This is a genomic window from Nonomuraea wenchangensis (assembly GCF_900111685.1).
GTDB lineage: Bacteria > Actinomycetota > Actinomycetes > Streptosporangiales > Streptosporangiaceae > Nonomuraea > Nonomuraea wenchangensis.
Genome location: NZ_FOHX01000001.1, coordinates 39,340 through 58,478, shown reverse-complemented (window position 1 = coordinate 58,478; position 19,139 = coordinate 39,340). Strand labels below are relative to the sequence as shown.

At 73.3% G+C, this 19,139-nt stretch carries 18 protein-coding genes; 7 read left to right on the top strand and 11 right to left on the bottom strand.

Annotated features, from left to right (window positions below; translation table 11 throughout):
* Nucleotides 1-15: 15 nt before the first annotated feature.
* The 6 genes from BMW85_RS00270 to BMW85_RS00245 all read right to left on the bottom strand — a co-directional run bounded on the left by BMW85_RS00270 (nt 16) and on the right by BMW85_RS00245 (nt 7,515).
* A complete protein-coding gene (locus BMW85_RS00270; protein WP_091075325.1) occupies nt 16-654 on the bottom strand; it encodes a TetR/AcrR family transcriptional regulator in 639 nt (212 codons plus the stop codon).
* Nucleotides 651-1,886 carry a cytochrome P450 gene (locus BMW85_RS00265; protein ID WP_091077027.1) on the bottom strand — a complete coding sequence of 412 codons (1,236 nt, stop codon included), beginning with the start codon at nt 1,884-1,886 and terminating at the stop codon, nt 651-653. The genes BMW85_RS00270 and BMW85_RS00265 overlap by 4 nt, the downstream gene beginning before the upstream one ends.
* A 94-nt stretch (nt 1,887-1,980) precedes the next feature.
* On the bottom strand, nt 1,981-3,222 hold the full coding sequence (locus BMW85_RS00260; RefSeq protein WP_091075324.1) for an NAD(P)/FAD-dependent oxidoreductase: 1,242 nt from the start codon (nt 3,220-3,222) through the stop codon (nt 1,981-1,983).
* Nucleotides 3,219-4,589, bottom strand: coding sequence for an NAD(P)/FAD-dependent oxidoreductase (locus BMW85_RS00255; protein WP_091075321.1), 1,371 nt, complete (start codon nt 4,587-4,589; stop codon nt 3,219-3,221). Before BMW85_RS00255 ends, BMW85_RS00260 begins: the two co-directional genes overlap by 4 nt.
* Nucleotides 4,586-6,022, bottom strand: a complete 1,437-nt coding sequence (locus tag BMW85_RS00250) for an FGGY family carbohydrate kinase (RefSeq protein WP_091075319.1) — start codon at nt 6,020-6,022, stop codon at nt 4,586-4,588. Before BMW85_RS00250 ends, BMW85_RS00255 begins: the two co-directional genes overlap by 4 nt.
* Nucleotides 6,023-6,024: 2 nt before the next feature.
* Entirely contained in the window at nt 6,025-7,515 is a 1,491-nt protein-coding gene (locus BMW85_RS00245) for an amino acid permease (protein ID WP_091075317.1), read from the bottom strand.
* A gap of 74 nt (nt 7,516-7,589) precedes the next feature.
* Between BMW85_RS00245 and BMW85_RS00240 the strand changes: the two genes are divergently transcribed.
* On the top strand, nt 7,590-8,330 hold the full coding sequence (locus tag BMW85_RS00240) for a GntR family transcriptional regulator (protein WP_091075314.1): 741 nt from the start codon (nt 7,590-7,592) through the stop codon (nt 8,328-8,330).
* A gap of 3 nt (nt 8,331-8,333) precedes the next feature.
* Here the strand turns inward: BMW85_RS00240 and BMW85_RS00235 are convergent, their stop codons facing one another.
* Nucleotides 8,334-9,002 (bottom strand): SEL1-like repeat protein, encoded by a 669-nt coding sequence (locus BMW85_RS00235; protein ID WP_143082047.1) that lies wholly within the window; start codon nt 9,000-9,002, stop codon nt 8,334-8,336.
* 442 nt (nt 9,003-9,444) lie between these two features.
* Between BMW85_RS00235 and BMW85_RS00230 the strand changes: the two genes are divergently transcribed.
* Nucleotides 9,445-9,648, top strand: coding sequence for a hypothetical protein (locus tag BMW85_RS00230; protein ID WP_091075310.1), 204 nt, complete (start codon nt 9,445-9,447; stop codon nt 9,646-9,648).
* Nucleotides 9,649-9,671: 23 nt separating this feature from the next.
* Nucleotides 9,672-9,848 carry a hypothetical protein gene (locus BMW85_RS49165; RefSeq protein WP_177240435.1) on the top strand — a complete coding sequence of 59 codons (177 nt, stop codon included), beginning with the start codon at nt 9,672-9,674 and terminating at the stop codon, nt 9,846-9,848.
* An 8-nt stretch (nt 9,849-9,856) separates the two neighbouring features.
* Here BMW85_RS49165 and BMW85_RS00225 read toward each other — a convergent pair whose 3' ends face one another.
* On the bottom strand, nt 9,857-11,527 hold the full coding sequence (locus BMW85_RS00225; protein WP_245774521.1) for a RecQ family ATP-dependent DNA helicase: 1,671 nt from the start codon (nt 11,525-11,527) through the stop codon (nt 9,857-9,859).
* Between the two features lie 114 nt (nt 11,528-11,641).
* Nucleotides 11,642-11,995: a peptidase inhibitor family I36 protein gene (locus tag BMW85_RS00220; RefSeq protein ID WP_091075306.1), complete on the bottom strand. Its 354-nt coding sequence runs from the start codon at nt 11,993-11,995 to the stop codon at nt 11,642-11,644.
* 237 nt (nt 11,996-12,232) lie between these two features.
* Here BMW85_RS00220 and BMW85_RS00215 point away from each other — a divergent pair, with 237 nt between their 5' ends.
* From BMW85_RS00215 to BMW85_RS00205, 3 genes are all read left to right on the top strand, one after another.
* The gene (locus BMW85_RS00215; protein ID WP_091075303.1) at nt 12,233-13,519 is read left to right on the top strand and encodes a glycosyltransferase family 4 protein; all 1,287 of its coding nucleotides are present in this window, start codon (nt 12,233-12,235) and stop codon (nt 13,517-13,519) included.
* Between the two features lie 62 nt (nt 13,520-13,581).
* The gene (locus BMW85_RS00210; protein ID WP_091077024.1) at nt 13,582-13,971 is read left to right on the top strand and encodes a VOC family protein; all 390 of its coding nucleotides are present in this window, start codon (nt 13,582-13,584) and stop codon (nt 13,969-13,971) included.
* Between the two features lie 297 nt (nt 13,972-14,268).
* Nucleotides 14,269-15,957 (top strand): RICIN domain-containing protein, encoded by a 1,689-nt coding sequence (locus BMW85_RS00205; protein ID WP_245774520.1) that lies wholly within the window; start codon nt 14,269-14,271, stop codon nt 15,955-15,957.
* Between the two features lie 55 nt (nt 15,958-16,012).
* On the opposite strand, the gene BMW85_RS00200 is transcribed toward BMW85_RS00205, so the two are convergent.
* Nucleotides 16,013-16,588, bottom strand: a complete 576-nt coding sequence (locus tag BMW85_RS00200) for a TetR/AcrR family transcriptional regulator (RefSeq protein ID WP_091075302.1) — start codon at nt 16,586-16,588, stop codon at nt 16,013-16,015.
* A 118-nt stretch (nt 16,589-16,706) separates the two neighbouring features.
* On the opposite strand from BMW85_RS00200, the gene BMW85_RS00195 reads away from it, so the two are divergent.
* Complete coding sequence (locus tag BMW85_RS00195) at nt 16,707-17,633, top strand: SDR family oxidoreductase (RefSeq protein ID WP_091075299.1); 927 nt, start codon at nt 16,707-16,709, stop codon at nt 17,631-17,633.
* 53 nt (nt 17,634-17,686) lie between these two features.
* Here the strand turns inward: BMW85_RS00195 and BMW85_RS00190 are convergent, their stop codons facing one another.
* The gene (locus BMW85_RS00190) at nt 17,687-18,829 is read right to left on the bottom strand and encodes an RNA-guided endonuclease InsQ/TnpB family protein (RefSeq protein WP_245774519.1); all 1,143 of its coding nucleotides are present in this window, start codon (nt 18,827-18,829) and stop codon (nt 17,687-17,689) included.
* Between the last annotated feature and the right edge of the window lie 310 nt (nt 18,830-19,139).

Sequence of the window (19,139 nt, the reverse complement as noted above, 5' to 3'; positions counted from 1 at the left end):
CGTAGCTCCCGCGTACTACGGGTCCACGAGCCGGACGCCGGGCCGGTCGAGCCCCGCGGCCAGCTCGGCGATCACCTCGTCCAGGCTCTCCCGCAGGGCCGCCCGGGACGCCGCGCCGCCGTCCAGCCACTCGTCGAGGACGAGGCGCATGGCCGTCAGCGCCGTGGCCGCGCACAACGCCGGGTAGCGGGCGCCCGCCGCGGCCGGCACCCGCTCGGCGATGGCCGCCGCGAGGGCCCTCTCCTGCGCGGCGAACACCGCCAGCCGCTGCGGCTCCAGCGAGGGCGCCCGTACGATCAGCCGCAGCGCCTGGACCCGTTCCGGCCCGGCGAGGTCGCCGGTCCGCAGCACGCGCAGCGCCGCCTCCCGCAGGGCCGTCAGCACCGACTCCGCGCCCGGCCGGGCGCGGAACTCCGCGATCAGCGCCTCCGCCCCGGCGGCCAGCGTGGCGACCAGCGCCTCCTCCCTGGTGGAGAAGTAGTTGAAGAAGGTGCGCACCGCGATGTCGGCCTCGGCGGCGATCTGCTCGACGGTGACGCTCTCCACGCCGTGGCGCACGGCCAGCCGCAGCGCCGCCTCCCTGAGGGCGGCGCGGGTGGCCAGCTTCTTGCGCTCGCGCCGTCCGGTGCCCGCCGGCGGGGCCGCTCCGCTCATGTCACGGGCCCCCAGGTCACCGGCAGGGAGTGCACCCCGAAGATCAGCATCTCGTTGCGCAGCGGCACCTGCTCGGCGGGTACGGCGAGCCGCAGGTCCGGCAGCCGGGCCAGCAGCTCGCCCAGGCCGACCTTGAGCTCCACGCGGGCGAGCTGCTGGCCGAGGCACTGGTGCACGCCGTGCCCGAAGGCGAGGTGCGAGACCCGGCGGCGGCGTACGTCGAGCCGGTCGGGGTCGTCCCAGTGGCGCGCGTCGCGGTTGGCCTCGGGCGTGGCGATGATCACCGTGGCGCCCGCGCTGATGTCCACGCCGGCGATCGTGACGTCCTCGGTCGCCACCCGGCTGACGCCCATCTGGATGATCGACAGGAACCGCAGCAGCTCCTCGACCGCGTTGTCCAGCAGGCCGGGGTCGTCGCGCAGCGCGGCGGCCTGCTCGGGGTTCTCCAGCAGCGCGAACGTGCCGAGGGCCAGCATGTTGGCGGTCGTCTCGTGGCCGGCGCCGAGCAGCACCAGGGCCATGTCGACGAGCTGGGCGTCGGTCAGCGGCGGGTCGGCGTCGTGGATGAGCCCGGACAGCATGTCGTCGCCCGGCTCGCTCTTCTTGGCCTCGACCAGTTTCTGGATGAACCCGTACAGCTCCAGCCCGGCGCGGGCCCGCTCGTCGTCGGGGGTGTCGGAGTTGAGCGCGACGGCGGTGTTGCTCTGGAACTGCGCGCGGTCGGCGTAGTCGACGCCGAGCATCTCGCAGATCACGAGGGAGGGGATCGGCAGCGCGTACGCGGGCACGAGGTCGGCCTCGGTGCCCGCGGCCCGCATGGCCTCCAGGTGCTCGACGGCGATCTCGCGGATGCGCGACTCCAGCGCCCGCATCCGCCGCACGGTGAACTGGCCGGTCAGCAGCCGCCGCAGCCGGGTGTGCTCCGGCGGGTCCATGAAGACGAACATCCCGTCGGTACGGCTCTCGACCTGGGGCGCGGCCGGTCCGGGGCGCGTGGCGTCGGGGTGGCGGACCCGGTCGGAGCTGAAACGGGTGTCGCCGAGCACGGCCCGCGCCTCCTCCAAACCGGTGACCAGCCAGACCGGCGCGCCGTTGGCCAGCGTCAGCGGCTGGATCGCGGCCTTCCCGCGCAGCTCCCGCAGCCCGGCCGGCGGGTCGAACGGGCAGGCGCCCCGCTCCACCATGTCCGCGGGCAGCAGACGCCGCATCGCGGTGGGGGATTCGGTGGTCATGAGCACATCCTCTCCTGGACGGCAAGGTCTCGCCCGCCACCCTAGGACAAACATGCACGACGTGCATCCATGCACGTCGTGCACATTCAGAGCGTCAGGCCAGGGTGAGACGCACCGGCCCGCCCGCCGGGTCGGCCCCCGCCACCAGGGAGAACGGGACGCGGAAGACCCGCCCCGGCGCGGCCGGCCACGGCAGGCGGGTACGGCCGAGCACCCGCCCGTCCTGCGTGGCGGTGACGCGGGGGAGCGTGCGGAAGGCGTCCGACCACAGCAGCAGCTTGCCGCGCGAGGGCGGCGGGCCGCCGGGCCGGACGAGCTGCGGCGCGACCCACCGCAGCGGCGCCTCGGCGACCAGCGGCACCCCGCCGCCGCCCGGCGCGGGCTCGCCGGCCAGATGGCCGAGCACGGCCGCGGCGACGTGCCGGCCGTCGAGCGCGGCGACGTCGGCGGTGTCCACCGGGTGCAGCAGGTTCCCCGCCGCGAACACCCCCGGCACGCTCGTGGCCAGCGAGGTGTCCACGCGCGGCCCCCGCGTGCCCTCGTCGAGGTCGAGGCCGCCGCTGCGGGCCAGCTCGTGGTCCGGGATCCAGTCGCCGGTGGTGATCACCGTGTCGCAGGGGACGCGGTGGCGCTGCCCGGTGTCCAGGTTCTCGATGTCGACCGAGGTCACCCGGCCCTTGCCGTGGATGGCGACCACGCGGGTGCGGGCGCGCACCAGCACGCTGAAGGCCAGCCGCCCCGGCACGCGGAACGCCGTGTATGCCTCGGGCTTGTCGTACTCGCTGGTCATGAGCACCGTACGGCAGCCCGCCTCGTGCAGGGTCAGCACCGCCGACCAGCTCACCAGCTCCGCGCCGACGATCACGGCCCGCCGACCGACCTCGCGGTGGTGCAGGTGCACCAGGTTCTGCAGCTGGCCGGTGGTGTAGACGCCGTCGGGGCGGTCGCCCGCGATGAACCGGGCCGGCCGGGGCCGCTCACGAGCCCCCGTCGCGAGGACCACCGCGTCCGCCTCGACCAGCCGCCGGCCGCGCGGCGAGGTCACCTCAAGGGTGCGCGGCCCGGCCCAGCCGGTCACCATGGCCTCGGTCTCCAGCAGGGCGCCGGCCTCGCGGGCCGAGCGGGTCAGCCGGCGCGCGTACTCGGGGCCGGACATGAACCTGCGCAGGTCACGCATGCCGTAGCCGGGGTGGTCGCTGTGCCGGGGGATCCCGCCGGTCTCCGTCTCCCGCTCCAGCACCAGCACGTCGCCGGCCACGGACGGGGCGAGTGCCGCCGCCGCGGTCAGCCCGGCCGGGCCGCCGCCGATCACGGCCACCCGCACGCGCTCGGTCATTCCTTCTCCCCCTCGAAGATCTCGCGTACCCGGGCGCCGCAGTAGAACCCCTGGCAGCGCCCGTTCATGGCCCTCGTACGGCGCCGCAGCCCCTCCAGGTCGGCGGGCGGCACCGGCGAGGCGAGGGCGTCACGCAGCTCGCCGCGGGTGACCCGCTCGCAGAAGCACACCACCCGGCCGTACTCGGGGTCGGCCGCGATCGCGGCGGCGTCCTGGTACGGGCGGGTGAACGCCTCGCCGAGGTTGGGCATGCGCGGCGGCGCGGGCAGCCCGGCCCGCCGGGCCAGGTCCAGATGCCCGCCCAGCAGCTCCGCGACGTGCTCGGCGATCGCCATCCCGGCGGTCAGGCCGGTCGAGCGGATCCCGCCGACCAGGAGGTAGCGCTGCCCGGCGTCCAGGTCGATCAGGTAGTCGTCGCGGCCGATCGAGGCCCGCAGCCCCGCGTACGTGGCCGTGACCTCCTCCTTCGTCAGCGCCGGCATGAGCGTGGCCGCCTTCTCCCGCAGGAACGCGAGGCCGGTCTCCGAGGTGCCGGTCGCGGTGCGGTCGGTCAGGTCCTCGGCGGTCGGCCCGACCATGACGTTGCCGTAGATCGTCGGGCTGACCAGCACGCCCTTGCCCGCCGACGACGGGACCGGCAGCACGATGCAGGGCGCGAGCGGCCGGGCGAGCTTGTCGTAGACCAGCAGCTCGCCGCGGCGCGGCGTCACGGTGAAGCGGTCGTGGCCGAAGAGCGCGTCGAGCCGGTCGGCGCCGAGCCCGGCGGCGTTGACCACCCACCGGGCGGTGACCTCGCCCGCGGTGGTGGTCAGCCGGGTGACGTCGGCGTCCTGGTGGACCGCGGTGACGCGGTGGTGGCGCAGCAGCCGTACGCCGCGGTTGACGGCGTCGGTGGCGAGGGCCAGGTTGGTGGTCCAGGTGCAGATGACGGACTCGCCGGGCACGGTCAGGCCGCCGAGCGCGCCGGCGCCGAGCGCGGGGACCCGGCGGTAGACCTCGGCCGCGTCCACGATCTCGCAGGCGGTGTAGCTGTTGCGCGCGGCCTTGTCACGCAGCCCGGGCAGGGCGTCGAGCTGCTCCTGGCTCCAGGCGACCAGCAGCGCGCCGGTGCGCTCGACCGGGATGCCGGTGGCGGCGGCGTACTCGCCGAGCAGGTGGTAGCCGCGGGCGACCAGGCGCGACTCCAAGGTGCCCGGCTTGGCGTCGAAGCCGGTGTGCAGGATCGCGGTGTTGGCCTTGCTGGTGCCGTCGCCCACGTCCCCGCGCGCCTCCAGCAGCGCCACCGACAGGTCGGCGCCGCCCAGCAGGCGGGCGATGGCCGAGCCGACGATGCCGCCGCCGATCACGGCGACGTCGTACGTGATCAAGACTGCTCCTCAGTGTTCGCGGACAGGGTGGCGCGGGCGGCGGCCTGCCATCGCTCCAGGTAGCCGGCCGCCCGCTCGGCGGGCCAGGCGGGCTCGTAGACGGCCGACGGCAGCCAGCCGCCCGTCGCGGTGGCCGGATCCAGAGTGGGATCGAGGGCCATCAGGGCGCAGGCGGCGGCGCCGAGCGGGGTCGCGTGCGGCGACGGGTAGACCTCGACGGGGATCTGCGCGAGGTCGGCCTGCGCCTGCATGAGGACGCGGGAGCGGGTCAGGCCGCCGTCGGCGCGCAGCCGGGTCAGCGGCGCGCCGAGGTCCGCCCCGGCCAGCTCGGCCAGCGCGGCGACCTGCGCGGCGACGCCCTCCAGCAGGGCGCGTACGAGGTGGCCGCGGCCGGTGCTGAGCGTCATGCCGGTGAAGGAGGCGGTGGCGGCCGAGTCCCACCAGGGCGCGGCCAGCCCGGCGAGCGCGGGCACGCACAGCACCCCGTCGCCGGAAGGCGCCGCGACGGCGTCGAGCTCGCCCGCGCCGCTGATGAGCCCGAGGTCGGCGAGCCAGCGCACGGCCGAGGCCGCGGTGTAGACCTGGCCGTCCACGCAATAGCGGGTCTCGCCGCGCAGCCGCCAGGCGATCGAGGTGGCCAGCCCGGACGCCGAGCGCGCGGGCGTGGTGCCGAGCTGGGCGAGCAGGAACGCGCCGGTGCCGTACGTGCACTTGGCGGTGCCCGCCTCCAGGCACGCCTCGGCCAGCAGCGCCGCCTGCTGGTCCACGATCAGCCCGGTCAGCGGCAGCTCGGGGCCGAACGCGCGGGTCGTGCCCACCACGTCGTCGCTGGCGACGATCTCCGGCAGCCGCTCGCCGCCGAGCCCGAACAGCTCGACCAGCTCGTCGTTCCAGCGGGCGTCGTCGAGGCCGAGCAGCAGCGAGCGGGAGGCGGTGGAGGCGTCGGTGACGAACGCCCCGCTCAGCCGGTGCACCAGCCAGGTGTCGGTGGTCGTGACGACGCCCTCGGTGGTGAGCTCGTCGCGGATCCAGCGCATCTTCGGCGCGGAGAAGTACGGGTCGAGCACGAGGCCGGTGAGCTCGGCGACCCGCCCGGCGTGCCCGGCCCGCGCCGCGCACAGCGGCTCGGCCCGGCGGTCCTGCCAGACGATGGCGGGGGTGAGCGGCTCGCCGGTGCGCGGGTCCCAGGCGAGCACGGTCTCGCCCTGGTTGGCCAGGGCGACCGCGTCCAGCGGCACCCCGGCCTCGGCCGCGGCCCGCCGCCCGGCGGTGAGGACGGAGTCGAGCAGGGCCTGAGGGTCCTGCTCGACTCCGCCGCCGTCGAGGTAGCGGGGCCGCAGGCCCTCCTCGGCGATCGCCAGGACCTTTCCGGCCGCGTCCACGACGATGGCCTTGGTCCCGGAGGTGCCCTGGTCGATGGCGAGGATGTGCATCGTCAGACTTGTTCCTTCTGTGCGAAAGCGGCGTCGATCGAGTGCATGTCGGGCATGTCCAGTGCCCGGCGGCCCCGGGTGGCCAGCACCGTCACCAGATAGGCGGCGCCGATCACGACCATCACCAGGACGTAGAGCCAGGCGTCGCGGAAGGAGGCGTCGCGGAAGAGCGACAGCTCGAACACCAGCCACACCACGGACACTGCCAGCACGGGCTTCTCCCACCCGCCGAGGTCGAACTTGCCGCCCTCGGGCAGCGCCCGCCGCTTGGTGAGGTAGAGCGTGACGGTCGCGGCGTAGATGACGGCCGGCAGCAGCGTGGCCGCGCCGAACAGGGTGAACAGCGCGTCCTCCGAGAAGGCCGAGAACAGGCCCAGGATCACCTCGGCGAGCACCACGTAGAACACCGTCGCACGCAGCGGGGTGCCGAAGCGCGGCGAGACCCGCTTCCACTGCCGCCAGCCGGGAAAACGCTCGTCGCGGGACATCGCCCAGGTCAGGCGGGTGCCGGTCATCATGATGACCAGGCCGCAGGCGAAGATCGCCAGCACGACGAGCAGCAGCAGGAGCGTGGCCACGACCGGGCCGAGGGTGTTCTTGATGACGTCGGCGATCGGCGTGCCGGACGCGGCCAGCGCCACCGGGTCACCGGCCGCGAGCGTCACCGCGACCAGGAACAGGAAGCCCAGCACGCCCGAGGCGAGCACGGCCTGCCACATGGCCCGCGGCACCACCCGCTCGGGGTCGTTGGTCTCCTCGGCGAGGTTGGCCGCCGACTCGAAGCCGACGATGGTGAACGCGCCCAGCAGGAAGCCCAGCATCCACGGGCCGGCCGAGGTCGCCTCCCCGAAGCTCCAGTAGCCCTCGGCCGCGACGGCGCCCCGGCTCCACAGGTTGCTGAAGTCCATGTTGTTGCGGATCGCGGCCACCACGAGCAGCAGCACGGTCAGCAGCACCATGCCGACGAGCTCGGCCGAGACGGCGGCGTTGTTGACCTTCTCCGTCCACCGGGTCGAGCTGCCGATGAGCGCGGCCTGCCCGAGCAGGATCACGGCGGTGACCGCCCAGGTGACGAAGCCGTTCGCCTCGTAGTCCAGCAGGACGGGCAGCACCGTCGAGGCCACCGTGTAGTCCACGGCCACGACCACGACCGCGAGGAACATGAACGAGATCCAGCCGATGATCCAGCCGAGCACGGGGTTGGCCAGGCGGGAGGTCCACTGGTAGGCGTAGCCGGTCACCGGGATGCGGGAGGCCAGCGAGCCGATGACGAGGGCCACCGCGAGCTGGCCGACCACCGCGATCGGCCAGGTCCAGATGCCGAGCGGGCCCGAGGAGTTCAGGACCGACCCGTAGGTGGTGAAGATGCCGGTCGCGATCGAGACGAACGCGAAGGCCACGGCGAAGGACGCGAACTTACCGGTCCGCCGTTCAAATGACTGCTCATAGCCGAAGCGGGCCAGCTCGTCGCTGTCGGTTCTTGGTTCACTCATCGCAACCTCCTCCTTGGTATATACCATCTGGTGTAGACCGCAAGGTACCGTCCAACAGGGCTAAGGTGTCAACCATGGGGACGAGAGTTTGCAAGACCGCAACATCTCCGCGTTACGTGACGATCGCCGCGGAGCTCCGTGACCGGATCACCGGCGAGAAGCTCGGCCCGCACACCCTCATGCCGTCGGAACGGGAGCTCAGCGAGACCTACGGCGTCAGCAGGATGACCGCCAGGCAGGCCCTCGCGCTCCTGGAGAAGGAAGGGTACGTCTACCGCCGGCCGCCACGCGGCACGTTCGTCGCCGAGCCCCGTGTGCCCTTCCACATCGGCAGCTTCTCCGACGAAATCATCCTGGCCGGCCGTCGGCCGTCCGCCCAGCTCATCTGGGCCGAGGAGCGCCCGCCCACCCCCTCCGCGCGGGCGGCTCTCGACCTGGCGGGCGAGGAGACCGTGCACGCCCTGCACCGGCTGCGCTTCGCCGACGACGAGCCCATTGCCCTGGAGACTACCTACTTCCCGAGTGCGCTCACGCCCGGCCTGCTGGAGCAGCCGCTCACCGGCTCGCTCTGGCACGTACTGCGCAGCGAGTACGACATCGTCCCCACGGACGCCTCCGCCGTCATCGAGTCGATCGTCATCGACGACACCTCGTGCGCCCGGCTCAAGGTGCGCAGCGCCTCCAACGGCGTCCTGCTGACCCGGCGCACCTACAACGCCGAGGGCCGCTGCATCGAGTTCGCCCGCGACGTCTACCGCGCCGACCGGGCCTCGTTCAAGGTCGAGGCGCGCATCCCCGTGCCCGTCGTCGACTGACTCTCAGTCGTCGTCCGCCCGCGGGGGAGCGGGGAGCGGTTTGCCGAACGGGACTGCGCGCAGCACGCGCAGGCGTTCGGCGGCGGCCGGATGGCCCCGCTCGGCGGCGAGCCGGTAGTAGAACCGGGCGATGTCGAGCTTGGCCGGGCCCGCCTGCTCGCACGCCTCCCCGCAGGCGAAGGACAGAGCGGCCGCGAGCTCGACCGGCCGCGGATGGGCGGCGAGGGCGCGGGCGTCCGGATGGCCGCGCCGGGCCGCCGCGTGGATCCAGTAACGCGCCTCCGCGAGGTTGCCGGTCAGCAGGTCGATGATGGCCAGCCGGCACGCCGCGTCGGGATCGCCGTCGCCCGCCAGGCGGACCAGGCGCGCGACGGTCCTGGTGGTGCGCCGCTCCGCCTCGTCGGGGGGTGTGGTGTAGGGGTCGTACGAGCCGGAGACGCGCGGGCGGGCCGGCTCGTTGCGGGCGGCGCGCCAGCGGACCTGCCACTGCTCCAGCGTGCCGAGAGAGCCGGGCGGCAGGCCAGTGTTCGCGGCATGGCGCCGGCAGACCGCGACGAAGGAGGCGACCAGTTCCCAGTCCGGCAGGCGCTCCCGTTTGCCGGTGAGTATGTCGTGGAGCGTGCTCGCCGGAAGCTCTTTGGGCGTGCCCGGCACGCGGGACAATCGGTGCATCTGGGCATAACTCGGCTGCCCGGCCGCTTCCCGCAACTCTATGAGCGCAGCGATGAAGGCGGAATGCGATCCCGCCCGGAAGGTGTCGGTCATCGTCCCTGGTGAGGTCGGAGAGATGGGTGAGTGGCGCCATAGTTCCAGAAAAATCCTCGCAATCCGCGAAGATTGACGAATTCCATCTCGTTCGGTCACCCGGGTCACGCCGATCAATCGCCGTCCCAAAGGTCTCAGAAGCGGTTCCGCACTTCTCTTTGTTATTCCGTCCGGATGATTCCGGATAAATCCGGACGAGTGCCGAGAATTACGGATATGGGCGGCCGGGCCGGCCCGTTTCCGGGCTCGTACGACCCCGTCCGGGCACGTTTGGACCGGTGGCCGGCCGCCTTCCCGCACCGGCAGGGTGGGGCGCGTTCCACCGCCACCAACTGGGAGACCCCCGCCCATGCCCCCGCCCGTGCCGCTGCTCACGGCGCGCCCGCCGAGCATCGCGTACCGTCCCGACGCCCCGTGCCTCGCGGACGAGCGCCTGCTGGTCACGCTGCTGACGACCTGGGTGCTGGCGACGGGCCGCACCCCTCCCACCGGCCGCCCCGGGGACCTCACCCCCGAGGAGCTCATCGACTTCTGGGCCGACGACCGGCCCTGACCGCTTCGCAGAGAAGAGGACCCATGTTCACCACGCGCCAGCTGCTCACGCTCACCGTCACCGTCGTGATCGCCGCGATCACCTGTGCGCTCGTCCTGGCCACCGGCGCGCAGTGGCCGGGCGCCCTGCTCGGCGCGGGCGGGGCCGGCGGCGCGACCCTGGCGGCCCTGCCGAAGCTGCTGAGCAGGCGCGACCCCTGACCGGCCTCCTAGCCGGGCCCGTCGCCGCCGGGCGTCAGCACGTGATCGACCGCGCTCAGCGCCAGCGTCTTGTAGCCGACCGAGTCGAACAGCACCGTGATCCGGTCGGGCTCGCGGCCCATCACCGTCCCCTGGCCCCACGTCTTGTGTGTCACCTTCGCCCCCACGGGGAACGGCCCCTCGTCCGTCGCGGGCGCCGGCTCCGGCGCCCCGCCGTCGCGGCAGGTGTCGCACGAGCCGCACGCCCCGGCCGCGTACGGCTCCCCGAAGTACGCCAGCAGGAAACGGCGGCGGCACCCCGTGGTCTCCGCGTAACCGCGCATCATGTCGACCCGCGACCGGTCCAGGTGGTGCCGGGCCTCGTCGAGCGCCGCCGCCCGCTCGGCGGCCTCCTCGGGCGCCATCCCGGGATCGGCGTACCGTAAGTCGCCGGTGTCGGTCACGGCGAGCGCCCCCGCCCGCTCCAGCAGGTTGACCAGCCGGGTGAGCTGGGACGCGCTCAGCTCCAGCAGCCCGGCCAGCTCCCGCGCGGGCACCGCCCCCGCGTGCTCGCGGGCGAGGGCCGCCACCCGGAGCAGCGTCCCGGCGTCGGCCCGGCCGCCGGTGAAGAAGCGGCGCAGGCCGAGGTCCTCCGGCCGGTAGAACAGCACCGCCGAGGCGGGCGCGCCGTCCCGCCCCGCGCGGCCGATCTCCTGGTAGTAGGCGTCAGGGGACTCGGGCGGCGCGGCGTGCAGCACGTAACGGACGTCCGGCCGGTCGATGCCCATCCCGAACGCCGACGTCGCCACCACCACGTCCAGGTCCCCGGCCGCGAACAGCTCCTGGACGCGGGTCCGCTCCGCGGCCCGCAGCCCGCCGTGGTACGCCTCCGCCCGCCGCCCCCGCTCGGCCAGCGCGGCGGCGTACCGCTCGGTGTCCTTGCGGGTGGCGACGTAGAACAGGCCGAGGCCGTCCTGCCCGGCGGCGTGCTCGACCAGCGCCTTGCTCTTGTCCTCCTCGCGGACGAACCGGCGGACCTCCAGCGTGATGTTCGGCCGGTCGAAGCCCCGGACGATCTCCACCGGGTCGGCCAGGCCGAGCGCGCGGACGATCTCCTCGCGGACGTTCGGCGCGGCCGTGGCCGTCATCGCCACCACCGGCGGATGCCCCAGCCGGGCGATGACCCTGCCGAGCCGCTGGTAGTCGGGCCGGAAGTCGTGGCCCCAGGCCGCGACGCAGTGCGCCTCGTCGATGGCGATCAGCGACGGCCTGGCCCGCGCCAGCCGCTCCACCACGTCCGCCTTGGCGAGCTGCTCCGGCGACAGGAACACGAACTCCGCCGCGCCCGCCGTCACCTGCTCCAGCCCGCTGTCCACGGACGTGGTCGAGTTGACCGCGACCGCGCCGCCCGCGTCCGCCTTCAGCAGGCCCGCCACCTGGTCGCGCTGGAGCGCGATGAGCGGCGAGACGACGACCGTCGGCCCGTCGAGGAGCTGCGCGGGGAGCTGGTAGACGGCCGACTTGCCGGCCCCCGTCGGCATGACGAGCAGCACGTCCCGCCCGGCGAGCAGGTGCTCCATCGCCTCCTGCTGGCCCGGCCGCAGCCGCTCCCACCCGAACCGCCGCCGCGCCGCGGCCCGCAGCCGCCGGCCGCGCCGCCCGAACCGATGCCTCAACGCCACCGTCAGGCCCACTGCCACCCGCCCTTCGCCCGGTCCCGCCGCCATGGTGGCGGGGCCAGTACCCAGCCTGGCCCCGCCCATGCGCTCAGGGAGGCGATCAGGAGGTCGGGAACGAGCCCTGGACCCGCCGGGTCAGCACTGCGGCGCCACGGCGTCGATCTTGGCGCCGAAGTCGTTGTCGTAGACGGTGCGGTAGTCGCCGTTACGGACGACGCGGGTCTCCTTCCTGGTGGGGACCGTGATCCAGTTGATGAAGCAGCCGTTCGCCTGCGCGCGAAAGGAGCCGACGTTGTCGTGCAGGGCGGGCGGCACGTCCACGTATCCGTTGCCCGGGTTCCAGCACCAGTGCGCACCGCTGAAGTTGCGGCCGGTGTAGAGGCAGATGTCCCCGGCGCGGGCCGCGGCGGCCGGGGCGGCCAGGACGGCCAGCGCGGCGAGTGTGGCGGCGGAGGCGGCGGCGATGCGGGTGACGTGGGTCGTCCTCATGGTGTCTCCTCGTGTCCGGTGCCGGGACAGCGTTTGCCGTCCGGCACCGTCACAGTCTGTAACAGTGCCGTCACTTTCCGAATCAGCCCGTGTGGTACATGAGAGGGCACTCCAGGTGGCGGAGAAGTGGCCCGAGGGTCATGGCGAAAGCCGCCGCTCTCGGCTACGATCCGCTCGATCGGCCGGGCCCCTTACGCCCGGTCGGCGGACACCCCATGCCCACCTGCGAGGCGCACGATGAGCGACCGTCCCGGCCGCGTCCACGTCGTCTGCGCCGAGGTGCCGCCCGACATCGTCGGCGGGCTCGGCCGCTACGCCGAGCGGCTGATCGCGGCGCTGCGCGGGCGCGGCACGCCGGTCGTCGTCCACGGCGCCGCCGGGCGCGGGCGCGCGCCGCGCACGGAACGCCTGGACGAGGTCCTGCTCCGCCGGGTGACGGTCATGGGCTGGGGCCCCGCCGGGCGCTCCCGGCTGCCCGCGCGGCTGCGCAGGGCGGCCAGGTTCGCCGGGATCCTCGGCTACAACCTGCGCGTCGCCGCCCGCGTCCTGCGCGCTGAGCCGCCCTGGGCGCGGCGCGGCCCGGACGGGCCCGTGGTCGCCGTGCACGACTGGATGGGCTGCCCGGCGGGCATCCTGTGCGCGCTGCTCGGCCGCCTGCCCGTGGTGTTCCACGTCCACACCCGCGAGCTGAACGACGCCCCCGGCGCCCGCCGCTCCCCGTTCACCGCCGTCCTGGACGCGCTGGAGACGGCGATGGCCAGGCTGGCCCGCCTGGTCGTCGTGCCGAGCGCCGGCGTACGCGCCGAGCTGCTGGCCCGGGGCTGGCCCGCGGCCCGGCTGCGGGTCGTGCCGCACGGCTTCGAGGAGCCCGCCCTGCTGCGGCTGGCCGCGCTGCCCCGGCCGGAGCGCGAGCGGCTGCGGGCCGAGGTGCGGGCACGGCACCTGCCCGGCGGGAAGGGGCGGCTCGTCGTGTTCGCCGGGCGGCTGTCGCCGCACAAGGGCGTCGGCACGCTCGTCCGGGCCGTGCCGCGCGTCGCCGAGACGTACGACGACGTGCGTGTCCTGCTCGTCGGCGGGCGACCGCCGCGCAGCGGCGGCGACGACGCCGTGGTGGCCCGGCTCATCGAGCGGACCGGCGTCGCCGGGCGGGTCACGGCCAGCCACCGCTTCCTGCCGCAGGAGGAGGTGTTCGGCTGCTTCCTCGCCGCCGACGTGTGCGTGTTCCCCTCGACGTACGAGCCGTTCGGGCTGGTCGCGGTCGAGGCGATGGCGCTCGGCCGTCCCGTCGTGGTCGGGCCGGGGTTCTCGCCCGACGTCGTCGGCGACGGGGCGCTGCGCTGCGTCCGCGACTCGCCGGACGAGCTGGCCGGCGCCCTCCTGTGGTGCCTCGGCGAACCGGAGGCCGCCGGGCGGCTGGGGGAGCGGGGCGCGGCGCACGTACGGGCGCGGTTCAGCTGGGACCGTACGGCCGAGGCCACCCTCGCCGTCTACGCCGAGGCGGCGGAGGCCGGCCGCGGCGCGTGAGGCCGCGTCCGCCTCCCTGTACGGTCCGGTTGATCGCCGAATCTGATCAGAAAGAGGACGACGTGCCGCACTACAGCAAGCTCTGCCGCATCGTGATCGACGTCGAGGAACGCCACCACGCCGACGAGCTCGCCTTCTGGCAGGCCGCGACCGGGGCCGCGCTGGAGAACTTTCCCTCCTTCCCCGAGTTCCACGGCGCCATGCTGGGCGACGGCGACTTCGGGCTGCTGCTCCAGCGCCTGGACGAGGGGCCGGCGCGGGTGCACCTCGACTTCCACACCGACGACGTCGAGGCCGAGACGGCCCGGCTGGAGCGTCTGGGCGCCAAGCGCGTCCGGCAGCTTGACGGCCGCTGGTGGATCATGGAGGACCCGGCCGGGTTGCGGTTCTGCGTCGTCCCGGAGCCGCCCGGCGCCCTCCACGACGGCAACGCCCAGCGCTGGGAGGACTGACGGCCTTCGGTCTGCCCACGAGGCCGGGCGGGCACTGCCCGCCCGGCTTTCTCATGCCCACCCGGCTTTCCTTGCGCCCGCGCCCGCCTGTCGAAATCGGCCCCGATTGCAGGATTCTTGCAATCGGTTGTTGCAGAAATCTCCGCGCAGCCAGCCAGAACGCCCAGCGTCGTTTGCAGTTTTACCTGGATGTATTGACGTTTCCGCCAGGTAACGTCACTGTGACTGCAACCGGTTGGTACTTCCCCTTGAGAGCTCTGCAGCGCCATGCCTCGAACCGACCGAACGGAGCCGGACGTGCGCAACATCCAACTCTCGGGACGCAGGGCGGCCGTCGTGCTGGCCGCCGGCGTCCTCGCCGCGGGCGGCCTGGTGGCCGTGCTCGGCACCCCCGCCTCGGCCGCCCCCGCCGACGGCGCCTACACCCTCGTCAACGCGGGCAGCGGCCTGTGCGCCACCGTCCCGGGCGCCGCCACGGGAGACGGCGTCCAGCTCAGCCAGACCTCGTGCACCGGCGCCGCCGGACAGGTCTTCACCCTCACCGCCAGCGGCTCCGCCTACCGGCTCACCGCCCGGCACAGCGGCAAGTGCGTCGGCGTACGCGACGCCTCCACCAGCGCGGGCAAGCCCGTCCAGCAGGAGAGCTGCACCGGCGCCACCTCCCAGACCTGGCAGCTCACCGCCTCCGGCGCGAACTACCGCGTGGTCAACGCCAACGGCGGCAAGTGCCTCAACGTCAAGGACAACGCCACCTCCTCCGGCGCTCTGCTCCAGCAGAACTCCTGCGACTCCGTCTCCACCAAGCAGTGGACGCTCAGCCCCGCGGGCGGCGGCCCGACGCCCACGTCCACCCCCACGTCCACTCCCACCAGCACCCCGACCACCACGCCCCCGCCGGCGAGCGGCACCCTGTACGTCTCGCCGAGCGGCCGCGACAGCGCCACCGGCACGCAGTCCGACCCGACGACGCTCACCTCGGCGATCACCCGCGTCGCCGCCGGTGGCACGATCTACCTGCGGGGCGGCACCTACTCCTACGCCCAGACCGTCACCATCGCCGCGGGCAACAACGGCACCTCCAGCGCCCGCAAGAAGCTGTCGGCCTACCCGGGCGAGACCCCGGTGCTGAACTTCTCGGCCCAGAGCGAGGACCCGGCCAACCGCGGGCTCGCGGTGAACGGGTCGTACTGGCACGTCTACGGCATCGTCGTCGAGCGGGCCGGTGACAACGGCATCTTCGTCGGCGGCAGCAACAACATCATCGAGCGCACCACGACGCGCTACAACCGCGACACCGGCCTGCAGCTCTCGCGGATCGCCTCCGACACCCCGCAGAGCCAGTGGCCGGCCAACAACCTCATGCTCAGCGTCCTGTCGCACGACAACGCCGACTCCGACGGCGAGGACGCCGACGGCTTCGCCGCCAAGCTGACGGTGGGCTCCGGCAACGTCTTCCGCTACGCGGTGTCCCGCAACAACATCGACGACGGCTGGGACCTCTACACCAAGACCGACACCGGCCCCATCGGCGTGGTGACGATCGAGGACTCCCTGGCCTACAACAACGGCACCCTGAGCAACGGCGGCCAGGCCGGCAACGGCGACCGCAACGGCTTCAAGCTCGGCGGCGAGGACATCTCCGTCAACCACGTCATCCGCCGCAACATCGCCTACCGCAACGGCAAGCACGGCTTCACCTACAACCGCAACCTCGGCACCATGACGATCTCCGACAACGTGAGCATCGACAACACCGAGCGGAACTTCTCCTTCGACGGCGGCACCTCGGTCTTCCGGGGCAACACCTCCTGCCGCAGCGGCAGCGGGAGCAACGACAAGATCGTCGGTAACTCCGACAGCTCCAACCAGTTCTGGAGCGGCTCCAACGGCTCGCGCTGCTCGTCCTACAGCGGCGCGCTGAGCTGGTCCTTCGCCTCGGACGGCCGGCTCGTCGTGAGCTTCGGCGGCGTCCCGGTCACGTTCTAGCGCGGCCCTTCTCCCCGCCACCCGTCCGGGAGCTCCGGGCGGGTGGCGCTCGCGTTCACGGGGCCGGCGTGCCCGCCGTCACGGCCCTCAGCTCGGCGAACGCCTCCCGCATCGCCTGCCGCAGGTCCGCCTCGCCGGGCTCGTCCGTCCAGCGTTCAAAGGCGATCTTGAAGACCGCGATGCCCGCCTCGGCGGCGAGGCTCGCGGCCGGCTCGCCGACCCCGCGCTCGCGCAGGGCGCCGGCGAGTGCCCTGGCGAGCGTGGCCAGCTTGATCAGCTCGCGCTCCCGCAGCTCGGCGTGGGCGAGGATGATCGCCTGACGCCTGCGGGAGCGCTCGTGGCGCTCCTGGAACAGCGGCCCGACGGCGTCGAGTGCCGCCGCGACCGCCTCCAGCGGCCCGGCCGAGTCGGGCGCGGCGGCGACGGCCGCCGTCAGGCGCTCCTCCAGCAGCGTCCCGCCGCCGAACAGCACCTCGCGCTTGTCGGCGAAGTGCCGGAAGAACGTGCGCTCGGTGAGCCCGGCGCGCCTGGCGATCTCCGCCACCGTCGTCTGCTCGTAGCCGCGCTCGCCGTACAGCTCCAGTGCGGCCTCCTCAAGCCGGCCGCGCGCGTTCGGCTCCCATCGCCCCATGGCCCGATCATAGTTGATGACAGTTACTGTCATCGCGGGCTATGCTCGTGATGACAGCAACTGACATCAGTCGGCGGCGACGTCAGCCTGCCCGCCGGCTCTCCCGGAGGTCTTTCTCATGCGTGTCTTCGTCACCGGCGCGTCCGGCTGGATCGGATCCGCCCTCGTCCCCGAGCTCATCGGCGCGGGACACCAGGTCATCGGGCTCGCCCGGTCCGACGCCGCGGCGGACGCGCTCGCCGCGGCCGGCGCGGAGGTCCGCCGGGGCGCCCTCGATGACCTCGACGTCCTGCGGGACGCCTCCGCCGCCGCCGACGGCGTGATTCACCTCGCCTTCAAGCACGACCTCGCCTTCAGCGGCGGCTTCGAGGCCGCCGCCACCGCCGACCGGCGTGCCGTCGAGGTCATGGGGGAGGCGCTGGCGGGCTCCGGCCGGCCGTTCGTCCTCGCCTCCGGCCTGCTGGGGCTGCTGCCCGGCCAGGTGTCCACCGAGCGGGACGACCCGCCCACGGACCACCTGCCCGCGGGCCCCGCCGTCCGGCGGGAGACCGCGCGGCTGACCGTCGCGCTCGCGGAGCGGGGCGTGCGGTCGAGCGTCCTGCGGCTGCCTCCGACCGTGCACGGCGAAGGGGACTACGGCTTCATGGCGTCGCTGGTCGGCGTCGCCCGGGACAAGGGCGTGGCGGGCTACGTGGGCGACGGGTCCAACCGGTGGCCGGCCGCGCACCGCCTCGACGTCGCGACGCTCTTCCTGGCGGCGCTTGAGTGGGCCCCCGCGGGGTCGGTGCTGCACGCCGCCGCCGAGGAAGGGGTGCCGTTCCGCGCGATCGCCGAGGTGTTCGGCCGCCACCTGGGGCTGCCGGTGGCCTCGATCCCGGAGGGGGAGGCGGGCGCGCACTTCGGCTGGCTGGCCGCCTTCGCCGGCACGGACGCCCCGGCCTCCAGCGAGCTGACCCGCGAGCTGCTCGGCTGGCGGCCCGTACGCCAGGGGCTGCTCGCCGATCTCGACGAGGGACACTACTTCCGGTCAGCTTCTCGGCCGTGAACGACCGAGCTTGCAGCTCCTCGCCGTCGATGGCTTCGACGGTCCGGTCCGCGTCAGGCAGCGTGACTCACTGCCCAGCCCGTCTCACCGCGTGAGGCGATGTTGCGGGCTGCGTTGACGTCGGCGTGCTCAGCGAAACCGCACGACGTACATCTGAAGGTGGCCTGGTCAGGCCGGTTGCGCTTGTCCACATGCCCACAGTGCGAGCACTGCTGTGAGGTGTAGGCCGCATCCACGACCATCACCGCCACTCCTGCCCGGACCGCCTTGTAGGCGATGAAAGCTCCGAGCTGGTGGAAACTCCAGGAATGCAGCGTGACCCGCTGGGGCTTGCGAAGCCGTACCCGTTCGCGGATGCCCTGGAGATCCTCCAGAGCGATCCCGCGCCCGGTGCGTTCTGCCTCGGTCACGATGCTCTTGGCGATGATGTGGTTGACATTCGCGGCGAACCGCGCCTCACGACGACGACGCCGTTTCAGCAGCCGCTTGGCGGACTTGGTCCGCCTGGCCTGCAGGCGGCGGCGAAGCCGGCGATGACGGTGGCGGACCGCGTTCAGGCCCCTGCCGCGGTGACGGACCCCATCGGAGGTGGTGGCGATGTTGGCGATACCCAGATCCACCCCGACGAAGCCGTCCGGTTCCGACGGCGGCCGGTCGGCCACCTCGACCGTGGCATGCAGGAACCACATTCCATCCCGGCAGATCAGGTCCGACTCGCCGCGTCGATGGGCGGCCAGCAGCGCCAGTTGCTGCGACGAGCCGGTGAAGGTCACCCCTTTCAGCCGCCCGGCGGTCGTCCAGATCGACACCGTCCGCGCGTCATGCTGCCAGGACAGGCACCGGTCGTCATACGGCTGGGCCGCCCGCGGCCGGAAGGAGATCGGCCGGGCTTCGATTCTGGCTCGGCGCGGCGATCCGGGCTTGCCCAGGTGCCCGGCGGCCAGGTTGGCGTGCAGGGTGCGATAGGCGTCGCACACCTTCTTGATCACATGCTGAGCGGCCTGCGCGGCCAGCCCGAACTCGGCCTTGATCCGGTCGTAGGCGTGCTTGCGCAGGTCGAAGTTACGGAAACAGTGTCGCTGGAACGCCAGTGCCGCGACCAGATTCGCCGCTCGGTTGGCGGCGTCCAGAGTGGCTTCGAGCGCCGCCGCCTGCTGCGGCGTCGGCAGGAGCTTCACCTGCACCACCAGTTTCACAATCGAACAAACTATCAGCAGGTCCATCTCGCCGCGCTGGAAACCCGGTTTCCGGCGGGGTCGTAGCGTGGTCAGCGCGACTGCTGCGCAAGGAGTTTCCGGCCCACAACCGCCGGTATCTGTGGGGCGGCCCCGCCGCAGGACGCGGCGAGATACGGGCAGGCTGAGCCGTCCACAGAGACCGACCGTCAGAGCACCGCTCGGGCCTGGAGGGCCTCCCGGGCCGGCGTCTCCTGGCGGGCGTGAACCTCCGTCGTTCCACGGCAGATCATGCTGAATCGCGGGTGGCGGCCTTGGCAGCCGCCGCGCC

Coding starts and splice junctions, on each gene's coding strand:
- BMW85_RS00265 (WP_091077027.1), bottom strand. CDS start 1,886: ATGACCACCGAATCCCCCACCGCGATGCGGCGTCTGCTGCCCGCGGAC.
- BMW85_RS00200 (WP_091075302.1), bottom strand. CDS start 16,588: ATGGGGCGATGGGAGCCGAACGCGCGCGGCCGGCTTGAGGAGGCCGCA.
- BMW85_RS00195 (WP_091075299.1), top strand. CDS start 16,707: ATGCGTGTCTTCGTCACCGGCGCGTCCGGCTGGATCGGATCCGCCCTC.
- BMW85_RS00240 (WP_091075314.1), top strand. CDS start 7,590: ATGGGGACGAGAGTTTGCAAGACCGCAACATCTCCGCGTTACGTGACG.
- BMW85_RS00215 (WP_091075303.1), top strand. CDS start 12,233: ATGAGCGACCGTCCCGGCCGCGTCCACGTCGTCTGCGCCGAGGTGCCG.
- BMW85_RS00235 (WP_143082047.1), bottom strand. CDS start 9,002: ATGCACCGATTGTCCCGCGTGCCGGGCACGCCCAAAGAGCTTCCGGCG.
- BMW85_RS00245 (WP_091075317.1), bottom strand. CDS start 7,515: ATGAGTGAACCAAGAACCGACAGCGACGAGCTGGCCCGCTTCGGCTAT.
- BMW85_RS00230 (WP_091075310.1), top strand. CDS start 9,445: ATGCCCCCGCCCGTGCCGCTGCTCACGGCGCGCCCGCCGAGCATCGCG.
- BMW85_RS00270 (WP_091075325.1), bottom strand. CDS start 654: ATGAGCGGAGCGGCCCCGCCGGCGGGCACCGGACGGCGCGAGCGCAAG.
- BMW85_RS49165 (WP_177240435.1), top strand. CDS start 9,672: ATGTTCACCACGCGCCAGCTGCTCACGCTCACCGTCACCGTCGTGATC.
- BMW85_RS00260 (WP_091075324.1), bottom strand. CDS start 3,222: ATGACCGAGCGCGTGCGGGTGGCCGTGATCGGCGGCGGCCCGGCCGGG.
- BMW85_RS00250 (WP_091075319.1), bottom strand. CDS start 6,022: ATGCACATCCTCGCCATCGACCAGGGCACCTCCGGGACCAAGGCCATC.
- BMW85_RS00220 (WP_091075306.1), bottom strand. CDS start 11,995: ATGAGGACGACCCACGTCACCCGCATCGCCGCCGCCTCCGCCGCCACA.